The organism is Radiobacillus deserti (assembly GCF_007301515.1).
Taxonomy (GTDB): Bacteria; Bacillota; Bacilli; order Bacillales; family Amphibacillaceae; genus Radiobacillus; species Radiobacillus deserti.
This window is the reverse complement of the sequence record NZ_CP041666.1, coordinates 19,399-32,497: the sequence shown is the minus strand read 5'-3', so window position 1 is coordinate 32,497 and position 13,099 is coordinate 19,399. Positions and strand designations below refer to the sequence as shown.

The window sequence follows — 13,099 nt, the reverse complement described above, 5'->3', positions numbered from 1 at the left end:
AAAGAGCTTCCGTTTGGAAGCTCTTTACCCTATTATTCTTCTAACGTAGAAGTGTCTCCTGTCGGTAATCCTAACTCCCATGACTTCAGCAAGCGGCGCATTATTTTTCCGCTTCGTGTTTTCGGAATCGTGTCTTTTACTTCGATTTCTCTCGGAGCTGCGTGTGCACTTAATCCCGTTTTTACAAATACACGGATATCTTCTAATAACTCATCATTCGCTTCATAGCCATCATTCAACGTAATGAATGCTTTAATAATTTCTCCACGCTCTGGATCAGGCTTTCCGATAACCCCTGCTTCAGCAACCGCAGGATGTTCTATTAATTTACTTTCGACTTCAAATGGACCAACGCGTTCTCCCGACGTATTAATAACATCATCTAATCTGCCTTGGAACCAGAAATAGCCGTCTTCATCCATATAGGCACTATCCCCTGAAACATACCAACCATTGATGAAGTAGCTTTCATATTTACCTGGGTTTTTCCAAATCGCACGCATCATGGATGGCCAGCCTTGTTTAATCGCTAGGTTCCCCATTTGGTTTGGTGGCAGCTCATTCCCTTGATCATCGACAATTGCCGCTTCTACACCGGGAATTGGTTTTCCCATAGAACCAGGACGAATATCCATCGACGGATAATTTACAATTAACATTCCACCCGTTTCCGTCATCCACCATGTATCGTGAATCCTTAAGTTAAGAGCTTTCATTCCCCACGTAATCACTTCAGGATTAAGCGGCTCTCCAACACTCATAACATGACGTAATGAGCTTAGGTCAAATTGCTTAATAACATCCACTCCGGAACTTACAAGCTTACGAAAAGCCGTTGGTGCAGAATACCAAACTGTTACATTGTGTTTGTCAATCGTGCCATACCAAGATTCCGGTGTGAAACGACCACCGCGAATGACATTGGTCACGCCATGCAGCCATGGTGCAAAAATTCCATAACTCGTACCAGTTACCCAGCCTGGATCAGCCGTACACCAATAAATATCATCTTCTTTTAAATCAATTACCCAGTCTCCCGTTGCATAATGCTGAATCATCGCATTATGCACATGGTAAACCCCTTTAGGTTTTCCAGTAGATCCAGATGTATAATGAAGTAGCATTCCATCCTCTAAATCTACCCATTCTATATCAAATTCCTCAGAAGCTTGCTCCGTTTCTTTATAATAATTTATATATCTCTCGGAAATTTTTTCAGAATCCCCTACGAGTACTATCTTCTTAAGATTCGGTAACTCATTCTCTGGAACCCGATACAACAAGTCAGGTGTCGTAATAAGCATTGTCGCTTCACTATCTTCTAATCGATCTCGAACCGCTTGTTCCATAAATGCCTCAAATAATGGTCCGGCAATAGCTCCCACTTTTAAAATCCCAAAAAAACTAGCATAAAATTCTGGGCTCCTTGGCATAAATAGAAAGACACGATCCCCTTTTTCTATACCGTGATCCTTCAGCACATTCGCAAATTGATTACTCGCTTTTTTTAATTGATCAAACGTTAATACTTCTTCTCGATCCGGAGCGGAGTAAATGAGTGCTGGTTGATTCTTTTTATCTGGATTTTCTGCATGGCGATCAATGGTTTCATACGCCACATTCACTTTTCCGGTTTCGTACCAGCTAAAATTCTTTTTTACTTCTTCCCAGTCAAAGGAAGCTCTTTTTTCTTCATAGTTCGCTAGATTATGGTTTCCTGGTCTTGCTGCAATTGGTTGCATATCCATCAAATCACCTCATCATAAAAATTTGCAAACGGTTTCAAAAAAATGTGAACACCTTTTAAATCTTATGAGTCTCTAGCTGTAAACTTGCATTCTTTTAGGATTTTCCTAATTCATTCCTATTTTAAAATAAAACAGATTATATTAAAAGTCATAATACTTAAATAATTCTTCACAAATGTTTACAATCCCTTTATTTGTGGAAACTAGATTTAAAATTTAGACAGCAATTGATAGGTAATACGTATTAAAATTAGTACTTTTTAATCAATATATTAAAAATATCCTAGTTTCAAAATAATTTTCTTGACCTTTTTAGACTACCTACTATATACTTACTTACAGAAAGTAACTAACTTACAAAACATAAATTAATTTTGGAGGGAATAAAATGGCACAAACAAAATTTAAAGTAGACCCGTCGCACTCAAGTATTGACTTCTCCGTAAAACATATGATGGTTTCCAAAGTAAAAGGAACGTTTCACGACTTTGAGGCAAGCATCGTAGCAGATCCGACAGACTTAACTACTGCAGATATTGAAGTGAAAGTAGACATTAAAAGTGTGGACACTCGCAACGAACAACGTGATGAGCACTTACGCTCCGCAGATTTCTTTGACCCAGAAAATCACCCGAAAATGATTTTCAAATCTACGAATGTGAAAAAAACTGGGGAAGATGAATATGAATTAACTGGCGATTTAAGCATCGCCGGTACAACAAAATCTGAAACTTTCAAAGTTACTTTTGAAGGACAAGGGCAAGATCCTTGGGGAAATCAAGTATTCGGTTTCAGCGCAGAAGGTAAAATTAACCGTAGTGACTATGGCATAACGTATAACGCTGCTTTAGAAACTGGCGGCGTATTAATCGGGGACGAAATTAAAATTAGTATCGAGCTTGAAGCAACTCCAGAAGCATAGAAGCATAATTAGAAAGAATTGAGAACTCTTGCAATCGCAAGGGTTCTTTTTTGTTAGGAGAAATTTGAGCTACTCATTCATAAATTTAGAAATTCTTGACACACTATCTAAGACAAAATGCGTGTGTGAGGTGATGATGTGATTCGGAATAGAGTTGTACGAAGGTCTAAATCAGTGCAACAGGCTGGACAAAAACAATCGACCAAATTGTACCAAGACTACCTACAAAATACTGATCACATCAAGCAGCTTTTTTCTTATGGAGTGAATCGCGACTTTACTTTTAGAGAAATTACTGCAAAAGGACTTCAGAAAAAGGTAACCCTCTTTTTTTATGGGTCTATTGTCGACTCTACAAAAATTGATCAAGGGATTATTCGTCCTTTACTTGAGCAGGACGGACAAAAACTGGAATCAGTCATTACATTAGAACAGATGAAGTGTTTAGAAGACTTTGAGTCCGTTACAGAAAATATTAATAGTGGAAAGGCTGTCCTAATCGTAGAACAGAGTAATGTGGCCTATGGCATTGATGTATCGAATTTTCAGCATAGATCCATTGGGAAGGCAGAAAATGAAGGTGTAATCAAAGGGCCGAAAGAAGCATTTACAGAATCTGCAAATGTAAATCTATCACTGATTCGAAAAAGATTTCATGATAAACAACTTATTGCAGAAGGAATTGAAGTAGGGGAACGGTCTAAACAGCAAGTGACTCTTTTATATATAGGTGATGTTATAAACAAAGAAACCCTCCAAAATATAAGAAAGAGATTAAAGGCTATTAACACCGATAATGTCCGTAATGTTGAACTTTTAGAACAACATATAGAAGAAAGGCCGTATTCCATTTTCCCGTCCCTTCTTTATACAGAACGGCCGGACAGAGCAGCTGCCTATATAGAAGATGGTTTTTTCGTGATCTTGATGGACAATAGTTCGTCCTGTCTTATTTTACCGGCTACCTTTTGGTCGTTTATTCATTCTCCTGAAGACCGCTATTTAAGTTTTATGTTCGGAAATTTTTCTAGGTTGGTTCGGCTGTTGGCGTTTTTCACAGCTATGTTTGTATCAGCCTTCTACATAGCGATTACAAATTATCACAGTGAAATGATACCACCAGATTTATTACTTGCTATAACTAGTGCACGGGAAAGGGTTCCCTTCCCATTAGTTATAGAAGTATTAATCATGGAAGCAGCCTTTGAGTTAATACGGGAAGCAGGAATACGAATTCCTAGCCCGTTAGGACCTACTATCGGGATAGTTGGGGCACTAATTCTCGGTCAAGCAGCTGTACAAGCAAACATTGTGAGTCCAATTGTTGTCATAATCGTTGCACTTTCTGGACTATCGTCCTTTGCGGTTGCCAATATTGACATGAATTATACCGTTCGTATATCGAGATACCTTTTTATGCTTGCTGCATCCTTTTTTGGCATTTTCTCTTTAACTGCAGCTTTTTTACTTTGGATTATGTATTTAGTCTCTATAAAATCGTTTGGAGTATCTTTCTTAGCACCAATGTCCCCTAACTACCAGTCTTCAGAAGATACAATCTTTAGAAAGCTCTTAAAGAACGAAAAATATAGACCAGGCCAATTAGAGCCACAAGATATGAAGAAGAAACAGGAAGGAAGGGATTAGTATGAAGCAGGTAGGTCGACTAACTACAAAGGAATTTGCCGCCATGATTATTTTAATGGTCGGCTTAAAGATTGCTGATACGACTCCTGCTTTATTAGCGGACAAGGTGCACAATGCATTATGGCTAATCCCTTTAGTTTCTTTTCTAATTGTGCTTCCTTCGCTCGCGATTCTACTCCATCTTCTTAATAAATATAATGCTGAAAACTCTATCGATTTAATTGAAAAAATTTTAGGAAAGAAAATTGGGAAAGTTACTGGTTGTATTTTATTTCTGATAAGCTTCATGCTTATGACTGTTGATAGTAGGAATTATGTAGAACAAATTAACCTTCTCTATTTTCCAAACTCACCATCCATTATTGTATTTGTTGTCTTTATGCTAACTTGTTTCTTGGGAGCTAAGCGAGGGTTCGAAACCATTGGTTCTACAGCATGGATTGTCATCCCTTACATCAAATTTTCAGCTGCGTTACTCGCCGTCCTCGTGATAGGAAAGGGAATATGGATGCGGATATTTCCTATATTTGGAACTGGTTTAGACGAAGTTCTTACACAAGGTGTCTTAAAATCCTCCCTATTCTTTGATATTTATCTATTGACTATGGCCTTCTCATCCCTAAAGTCTAAAAAAGACTTCTTTCGAGGGACAGTTATTGGCTCTGGCTTTGTAGTGGTAGAAATTATATTCTTTTATAGTTTGTACGCTACCTTATTTGATTACAAATCTATTGCAAATGTAGCCTTTCCTTTTTATGAGGTCACGCAGTACGTCAATCTCGGAGAATATTTAACAAATGTAGAGACTTTTTTTATGGTATTTTGGCTCATGGCTGCCTTTATTCGGTTTATTATGTTTCTTTATTTCACTTCTTGGGTTTTTGGTGTCGTGTTCAATATTAAGGAATTTGAACCACTTATTTTACCAATTGCATTCTTTGTAGTTGCTCTGGGAATTATTCCAGATAATGAATTGTTTAATGAACTAATGGTTCGAAATAATTTACTCAATTACACAACACCTGTACTTATAGGTTTACCCCTTATTCTTTGGCTAGTGTCCCTTTTTAGGAGGAATGAAAAGAAATGAAAAAACTAATTCTTTTATGGTTCCTTTTCCTAGTTGTGATTGTTTTATTGACAGGCTGTTACGATAAAAGAGAGTTAGAACAGCAATCTTACGTCATCGCGGTTGGAGTAGATAAAGCCGAGGATAAAAAATTTAAATTTACATTTCAAATTGCAAATCCAGAAGTAGGTTCCATGATAACGGGAGGAGGAAGCAAAGAAGAAGCTGATGAAATTGTCTCGGTCACTGCCAATGACCTTATAACAGCGGCCAACACTGCGAATTCAACCGTCACAAAGGAGATAACATTAGATCATTCCAAAGTTATTGTTGTTTCAGAAGAACTTGCTAAATCCGGAGACTTATTACGTTTTATGCAATCGACCACTCGTACTACACAAATAAGACCTGGTGTGCAACTCGTAGTGTCTAAGGAAAAAGCAGAAACATTTATTAAAAGCAATAACCCCACATTGGAAACAAGACCACATAAATATTATCAATTTATGTTAAATCGAGCACATGAAACGGGGATTATTCCTAATTCAGATATCCACCGCTTCTTTCAAATAACAGAAGGGGATGCTGATTTATTTTTAGCAATATATGCAACAGCAGAGAAAAAAAAGGAAGACATTAAGGAGGAAGGGAAAGAGGATGAATTTATAGCTGGTCAAATACCTGTAGATGGTCAAAATCCTGTTGAATTTATGGGATCCGCAGTTTTCAAGGAAGGGATTATGATTGATACTCTTGATGGACAAGAAACCAGATTAGCTAATGTGTTTGACGTTACCCTTAACATGCAAGATTTGGCATCCACCTATGACGATCCTCTTGCAAAGGAGTATGATATTTCTGCTAGTTATGTTCAACGGCGTGATCCTAAAATTGACGTTCAATATCACAAAAATAAACCAACTGTGATTCATGTAACCGTTCCTTTTTCTATAGAGGTATTGGCCATTCCAAGTTTAATAAACTATGCAGAGGACCAAGAAAAGCAGGAAATACTGCGCAAATCCATTTCAAACAATTTAGAAGAAAAAGCGCAAAAATTGATAAAAAAAACACAAGAAGACTACGGTGCAGAACCGTTTTATTGGTCTCTTTATGTAAGAAAGTACTTTCTTTCTATTCCAGAGTATGAAGAAGCAGACTGGAATAAAAAGATATACCCAGATGCAGAAATCCATGTGGATTTCCAACTGAATATGATAGAGTTTGGAAAAATAATGAGTGATACAGATTTAGATGAAACGAGGGATTAAGTATGGTTGCTAATATAGTTTTATTTGGTGTTTCCCTATATGTAGCTTTTCATTGTTTTTCTTATTCCAAGAGGGTGAAGAAGGAGGGAAATCGGCCAGGGCAAGTTGTACTACTCCTTCTTTCCCTTATGGCAGTTGTTACCCCTTTCTTTATTATGAAATTATATTAATGATGCAAATGAAGAAATTTCTATGATAAAAGAAAACGATAAATGAATTTGTAGATTAGCCATTCCCTGGGAACGTCTTGAAATAAATATAACAGGTGAAAACAGATATGTCCTTTTATAATACAACCACCAAAATACTCGCTGATGAGATAATTTAAGAAAACATCCATAATATAGAACCTATAAGAAAAGGCATGTCCTAAAGTTTGGTTACATACCTTTTTCTAGTAAATTCGAAGCCTAGATACAAGTTGCTGTAGACCTCAGCTAGTATGGATAGCGCTTATGTAGAAGAAGATATCTCCTTCCTTTAAGTTCCTTCTTCCAAAAGACTAACGCATTGCCAATCTCTGTTTGCACTTTTATATAGTATCGACACAATTTATTGTTGTATAATATCGAATTAAAAATCTATATGTCAATTTCACAAAATTTAAATACTCTTCATAGAAAAACTAGGAGACCTGCCGTTTCAAAAAACCAAAAAGATACATGTAATGAATTAAAGACAATATGTGGAGGTGAATTTCTTTGTCTAGACCAATGAAACCGATTGTATGCCCACCAAAATATGTTGTTCATAATCGGTATACGCCAAGAGTGGTACCTTATATTCATCCTGTCGTCCATGTAAATCGAAATCACATTGTTAATATTCCACGACACATCGTAAGACCTGTCGTAAGAAATGAAGTAGTAGATCCTGGGTATCCTACGCAATGTCGAAATTGCTAAAATCTCACATTATAATATACAAAGAAAGGGAGCCAGATGGCTCCCTTTCTTATATTCCATTTTGTTAAATTTTAAACTGCCTTATTAGACTATTTAATTCTTCAGCTAATTTCGCTAGTTGCTCTGAGCTTAGAGAGACATCTTCCATTGAACTACTTGCCTGTTGGGCAGAAGCGGCTGTTTGTTCTACACCAGCAGCAGACTCTTCCGAGATGGAGGCAATTTCTTCAATGGTTGCATTCATTTCTTGGCTACCGGCTGATATGGTTGATAAATTATTTGTAATTGTATTAATATTTGAAACCATCCCTTTAACAGCCGTACTAATCTGATTGAAGGTATTGCCTGTAGTTTTTACCTGATCTGTGCCTTTCTCTACTTCTCTATACCCACTTTCTAGCGCTTCTGTCACAAAAGTGGACTCTGATTGAATATTCCTCACAATTTCAGTAATATCCGTTACAGATTCAGATACTTGTTCAGCTAACTTTCTTACTTCATCTGCAACAACAGCAAATCCTTTCCCATGTTCTCCTGCTCTTGCAGCTTCAATTGCAGCATTTAATGCTAATAGGTTGGTCTGTTCCGCAACATCTTGAATAACGGATACTAATTTAGATATCTCTTGTGATTGGGTATCTAGACCCTTCACCTTTATAACAGAGTCTTTTACGATTTGATCAATCGTCGTCATTTGTTGAATGGAATTTTCCATTAGGCTACTACCTTCATCTGTTAATACCAATACGTTATTAGATGCGTCCTGAACCTTTTCACCATTATTATTTGCCTCAACTACTTGAGTAACAAATTCACCCATTGTTGAAGAAAGATCACTTGCGCTATTTGCTTGCGTCTCAGATCCAGATGCAAGCTCTTGCATAGTCACTGCAATTTGTTCCGTACCAGATTTTACTTCAGTAGCAGACTGAGTAAGCTCTTCGCTTTGGCTACTTACCGTTTCTGAAACTTCAGCAACAGAATGGATTACTTTCCTCAAACTATCACTCATCGTATTAATGGACCTTGCCAATGTGCCAATCTCATCTTTACCGTCATACGTTATTGGTTCAACAGTAAGATCTCCATCCGCAATTTTGTTACTCACAGAAACAACTTCTTTTAGGTTCTTAGAAATGACACGACTCACTAATATAATGAATATTGCTCCTAGTATTACAGATGCCACCATAGAAACAATAAGAATTACAAAGGTTAACTCTTGACTATTCTTAGTATTTGTAATTGCCGTTTCACGTTGCTCATTTACTACTTCTCGTAATTCTGCAAGGATCTCCACAGTTGCAGACCTTAAATTACTAGCATCAAGAATCAATGAATCTACATTTTCTCCGGCATTTATTGTTGGAACAATTTTTTCTAAAAACAAATCATTCAAAGCTTTATCATTCTCGACAATTTGATCAAACAGTTTTAACTCTTCCTGTGAATCCATCTTACTTCTTACATCAGCTTCTAGCTTATTAAAGTTTTCTTGACGAATTTTATATTCTTCTATGATAGATTCTCTCTGATTTATAGAATACTCCATTACACGAATACTTTTGGATCTCGTTAATGAACCCATCTCCGTTATCTTAATTGCTCTATCTCCTCTTCGTTCTAGAGCTTCAACATTATCACCAATATTGCCAACTAAGTTTGTCACAATAAAAGTTGAAATTCCAAATAATATAAAGACAATAGATAAAATAAGACCATACTTCCATCCGATAGTTAAGTTTTTAAAGCGTAGCTTTTTCAACATGATAATCCCCCAAGTCATCACAAGATGTATATTTATATATGTAAAAATACCTAATACAAAGTCCTTATTTTTTGACTCATATGGTATTTATTTTTACGGTGTACTTTGACAAATTTCAACAAATTTTTATCCTATTATCATTATCGGTTTCTAATGTATATTTAAGAAGTCTTTTTAAAAAGTTATTCAGAAAAAGATAAGCGGGATTTTTAACTACATGTTGAATTTACATAAAAAAGGGCAAGAGGATGCCTTAGCTGCAACCCCTTGCTACTTATTGTTATAACCTTTATAACCCTATCAGGATTCGAATCTGCGACGCATGGCTATGAGACTCATTTTTTCTTTTTCCACTTTTTTCTAGAAGTCCATTACTATTTTGCTTTCTAGTTCATAAACGCTTAACTTAATTTTCTTCTCATAAACAGGAATAATTCTATTACGGAAAAAATGATGACAACAGAGAATGTAAATAAAAAAACTTTAACCTCTCCACCAAAAAAGTCATATAAACTCCATCCTATAAATAAAGAAATAATAATGAAACTGTACCTCTTTCCCCTCTTTCTAAAATCCATCATTTACATCTCTCCTTTTAAAAACTTATATCATTAAACGCCTATTGCCTATTAGAATCAACGGAATGAATAAACAAAAAAGCAAGGGGAAAAAACAACCACCTTGCCACTATTGATTTACCATTTATGGCCCTAGCAGGATTCGAACCTGCGACGCATGGTTTAGGAAACCAACGCTCTATCCCCTGAGCTATAGGGCCTATTTTCAAGCACTTCCTATTATACAAAAATGGCCCTTGAATGCAACTGATGCATATGCATAATTTGTAAATCCTTTTTACTTAAGAATTCTATCCGTAGGATATGTGATATGATAAAATAAAGTTTATCTGTCACATTTTATCGAATAAGTTTGTAGCGAATAGGGGGAGAAGAAATGGGACAACTTCCTTTTATTGCGGTTGAAGGCCCAATAGGAGTGGGAAAAACATCACTAGCAAATAAATTATCCTCTCATTTTCAATTTCACTTATTAAAAGAAATTGTCGAGGAAAATCCCTTTCTAGGTAAATTTTATGATGATATCGAAGAGTGGAGCTTTCAAACGGAAATGTTCTTCCTTTGTAATAGATATAAGCAATTAGAGGATATCGAAAGTAATTATTTATCAAAGGGGAAACCCGTTATTGCGGATTACCACATTGCAAAAAACATGATTTTTGCAAGACGTACGCTTAATGAAAAGCATCTTGCAAAATATGAGAATATCTTCAACATCTTAACGGAAGATATGCCAAAACCAAATATGGTTATTTACCTGGATGCAAGCTTAGAAACCCTTTTAGAGCGAATTCAAATGCGAGGTCGAGATGTTGAGCAGAATATTCAAGCATCTTACTTACAGCAATTATCTCTGGATTACAATCACTTTATGAATCATTTTGAAACGGAAAACTCTGACATTCCTGTTGTGCGCTTAAATGGGGATCAACTAGATTTTGTAAAGAACCAAGGTGATTTAGATCATATCATAAGCCTCATCCAAGACCATCTAAAAAAAGGAGAAGTAGTCCAATGAATAAACGGGAACGATATAATATCCCTCACGATAGTATCATTACCATCGCTGGAACCGTTGGAGTTGGAAAATCCACACTGACTAATTCCTTAGCAAACGCGCTTAACTTTAAAACATCATTTGAAAAAGTAGATACAAACCCGTACCTAGACAAGTTTTATGCGGATTTTGAACGTTGGAGCTTTCACTTACAAATCTACTTCCTAGCCGAGCGTTTTAAAGAGCAAAAGAGAATGTTCGAATACGGTGGTGGCTTTATCCAAGATCGCTCTATTTATGAGGATACTGGTATCTTTGCAAAAATGCATTATGAAAAAGGTACGATGAATGCAGTAGACTATGAGACATACACGAGTCTATTTGAAGCAATGGTAATGACACCATATTTTCCACATCCAGATCTGCTCATCTACTTAGAAGGGTCCTTTGACGATATTATCGGGCGAATTCGAGAAAGAGGTCGTCCAATGGAGCAACAAACGCCATTAAGTTATTGGGAAGAGATGTTTCATCGTTATGATAACTGGATTAATAGCTTTAATGCCTGCCCAGTACTTCGGTTAAACATCGCAGATTACGATCTTGTCCATGATGAAACCTCCATTGATTATATTCTGGAGAAAGTCGGGCACTTTATTCAACAGTCCCGTAAATGGAAATCTGGACAATTAACTTAAATTAGGAAAGGAGCGAATAGCTAATAACTATTTGCTCCTTTTCACTTGGGATAATCAATTTAAAGGTGTCTCCTCAAATAACCGCCCTAGTTCTTTAGAACGCTCAGTAGCTCGTTTGACACATGCTTGTAGTGCTTCTTGATACCGATACTGATCAAGCGTTTCTAATCCAGCTTGTGTCGTTCCACCAGGGCTAGTAATCTTTTGGCGTAGCACAGCAGGTTTCTCTTCGGTTTGTTTTAGCATTTCTGCAGCACCCATCAATGTTTGTATAATTAAGTCCTTTGCTGTATCCGAATCAATTCCTTCCTCTAATGCTGCCTGTTCCATGGCCTCTACTAAATAATAGATATAAGCTGGTCCGCTTCCAGATAGGCCTGTAATCGCATGGAGGCTATTCTCTTCTACAATAGTCGTCGTCCCAATCGTTTGGAAAAGTTGATTTGCTTTTTCTACATCTTGCTCGGTTGCATAGGTACCGGCGGCGATAGCTGTAGCAGAGAAACCAATCATCGCAGATGTATTAGGCATCGCTCGTACAACGGAAACCTTTTTGGCTATCAAATCCTCCATAAAGGATGTAGCTACTCCTGCAAGAACAGAGATAACAAGTTGGTTTTCCTGAATATATTCTTTTACTTCACTCAAAGCTTCCTTAGCATCCTTAGGCTTCATAGATAAAACAATGATATCAGCATCCTTAATCGCTTCTCTTTTAACCGGAGTGTTCCTCACCCCATATTTATCACCTAAAAATGCAAGTCGTTCTCGATTTTCTCTGTTTGTAACAATGATTTGGTTTGACTTTACAAAGCCCTGTGCAATCATCCCCGATATGATGGCTTCTGCCATCGATCCTGCTCCGATAAATGCAATACGCTGACTCACTTTTATCCTCCTCTCTTGTCATCTATTCCAATTTAAAAACCCCACCCCGTCCTTATAAAAAGGACGGAATGAGGCTTATCCCGCGGTACCACCTTGATTGACATTGCCTTTCTCACAAAAGATCAATGTCCTCTTCATCCGATAACGTTCGGTTAACGGTCAAGTTTTCTTGACGGCTCCCTGGTAGGTTTCCATAACAACAACATGAGAAATCTTTCAGCCGGTGGATTTCACTCTCTACCATTTGTTTATTATTTAATGGCCAGTTCTTCGCCTATATTCATCTAATTATTTTTTAGTATTATGCCTTCATTTATACTGTATGTCAAGTGTTTTTCGAATATTCTCACTTATTTTAACTAAAATTAGGCATAAAAAAATCGCTACCGAGGTAACGATTTTTTTATCTATAATCTCCAAATTATATGCGCTTTTAATGGCGGAGGAGGAGGGATTCGAACCCCCGCGAGCCGTGAAGCCCCTGTCGGTTTTCAAGACCGATCCCTTCAGCCGGACTTGGGTACTCCTCCGTGCGACAAAATTTAATATATCATCTTTCTATTAGTGTGTCAAATAAAAATAGAAATTATTTATACTAAATAAATGAG

General features: G+C 36.8%; 9 protein-coding genes, 2 tRNA genes and 1 other annotated feature. Of the genes, 6 read left to right on the top strand and 5 right to left on the bottom strand.

From position 1 onward, the window contains the following. Window positions 1-32: 32 nt before the first annotated feature. Window positions 33-1,748 carry an acetate--CoA ligase gene (gene acsA / locus FN924_RS00140; RefSeq protein ID WP_143891543.1) on the bottom strand — a complete coding sequence of 572 codons (1,716 nt, stop codon included), beginning with the start codon at window positions 1,746-1,748 and terminating at the stop codon, window positions 33-35. A 388-nt stretch (window positions 1,749-2,136) separates the two neighbouring features. On the opposite strand from acsA, the gene FN924_RS00135 reads away from it, so the two are divergent. The 4 genes from FN924_RS00135 (at window position 2,137) to FN924_RS00120 (ending at window position 6,657) form a co-directional block, all read left to right on the top strand. Beyond that, window positions 2,137-2,670, top strand: a complete 534-nt coding sequence (locus tag FN924_RS00135; protein ID WP_143891542.1) for a YceI family protein — start codon at window positions 2,137-2,139, stop codon at window positions 2,668-2,670. Between the two features lie 138 nt (window positions 2,671-2,808). Then, the gene (locus FN924_RS00130) at window positions 2,809-4,317 is read left to right on the top strand and encodes a spore germination protein (protein ID WP_228409520.1); all 1,509 of its coding nucleotides are present in this window, start codon (window positions 2,809-2,811) and stop codon (window positions 4,315-4,317) included. A 1-nt stretch (window position 4,318) separates the two neighbouring features. Beyond that, window positions 4,319-5,407, top strand: a complete 1,089-nt coding sequence (locus FN924_RS00125) for a GerAB/ArcD/ProY family transporter (protein ID WP_143891541.1) — start codon at window positions 4,319-4,321, stop codon at window positions 5,405-5,407. After that, window positions 5,404-6,657: a Ger(x)C family spore germination protein gene (locus FN924_RS00120; protein WP_143891540.1), complete on the top strand. Its 1,254-nt coding sequence runs from the start codon at window positions 5,404-5,406 to the stop codon at window positions 6,655-6,657. The genes FN924_RS00125 and FN924_RS00120 overlap by 4 nt, the downstream gene beginning before the upstream one ends. 969 nt (window positions 6,658-7,626) lie before the next feature. Here FN924_RS00120 and FN924_RS00110 read toward each other — a convergent pair. Beyond that, the gene (locus FN924_RS00110; RefSeq protein WP_143891538.1) at window positions 7,627-9,330 is read right to left on the bottom strand and encodes a methyl-accepting chemotaxis protein; all 1,704 of its coding nucleotides are present in this window, start codon (window positions 9,328-9,330) and stop codon (window positions 7,627-7,629) included. A 705-nt stretch (window positions 9,331-10,035) separates the two neighbouring features. Then, window positions 10,036-10,108, bottom strand: a tRNA-Arg gene (locus FN924_RS00105). Between the two features lie 176 nt (window positions 10,109-10,284). Between FN924_RS00105 and FN924_RS00100 the strand changes: the two genes are divergently transcribed. Both FN924_RS00100 and FN924_RS00095 read left to right on the top strand, forming a co-directional pair. Then, window positions 10,285-10,926: a deoxynucleoside kinase gene (locus tag FN924_RS00100; RefSeq protein WP_143891537.1), complete on the top strand. Its 642-nt coding sequence runs from the start codon at window positions 10,285-10,287 to the stop codon at window positions 10,924-10,926. Then, entirely contained in the window at window positions 10,923-11,603 is a 681-nt protein-coding gene (locus tag FN924_RS00095; protein ID WP_143891536.1) for a deoxynucleoside kinase, read from the top strand. The genes FN924_RS00100 and FN924_RS00095 overlap by 4 nt, the downstream gene beginning before the upstream one ends. 54 nt (window positions 11,604-11,657) lie before the next feature. Here the strand turns inward: FN924_RS00095 and proC are convergent, their stop codons facing one another. Together proC and FN924_RS00085 are read right to left on the bottom strand one after the other, a co-directional pair. Next, the gene (gene proC / locus FN924_RS00090) at window positions 11,658-12,497 is read right to left on the bottom strand and encodes a pyrroline-5-carboxylate reductase (protein WP_143891535.1); all 840 of its coding nucleotides are present in this window, start codon (window positions 12,495-12,497) and stop codon (window positions 11,658-11,660) included. Between the two features lie 50 nt (window positions 12,498-12,547). Then, window positions 12,548-12,771, bottom strand: a binding site (T-box leader). A gap of 157 nt (window positions 12,772-12,928) precedes the next feature. Then, window positions 12,929-13,021, bottom strand: a tRNA-Ser gene (locus tag FN924_RS00085). Window positions 13,022-13,099 lie beyond the last annotated feature (78 nt).

Excerpts from the sequence above, each read along its gene's own strand:
- acsA (WP_143891543.1), bottom strand. The coding sequence starts at position 1,748 with ATGGATATGCAACCAATTGCAGCAAGACCAGGAAACCATAATCTAGCG.
- FN924_RS00135 (WP_143891542.1), top strand. The coding sequence starts at position 2,137 with ATGGCACAAACAAAATTTAAAGTAGACCCGTCGCACTCAAGTATTGAC.
- FN924_RS00125 (WP_143891541.1), top strand. The coding sequence starts at position 4,319 with ATGAAGCAGGTAGGTCGACTAACTACAAAGGAATTTGCCGCCATGATT.
- FN924_RS00120 (WP_143891540.1), top strand. The coding sequence starts at position 5,404 with ATGAAAAAACTAATTCTTTTATGGTTCCTTTTCCTAGTTGTGATTGTT.
- FN924_RS00110 (WP_143891538.1), bottom strand. The coding sequence starts at position 9,330 with ATGTTGAAAAAGCTACGCTTTAAAAACTTAACTATCGGATGGAAGTAT.
- FN924_RS00100 (WP_143891537.1), top strand. The coding sequence starts at position 10,285 with ATGGGACAACTTCCTTTTATTGCGGTTGAAGGCCCAATAGGAGTGGGA.
- FN924_RS00095 (WP_143891536.1), top strand. The coding sequence starts at position 10,923 with ATGAATAAACGGGAACGATATAATATCCCTCACGATAGTATCATTACC.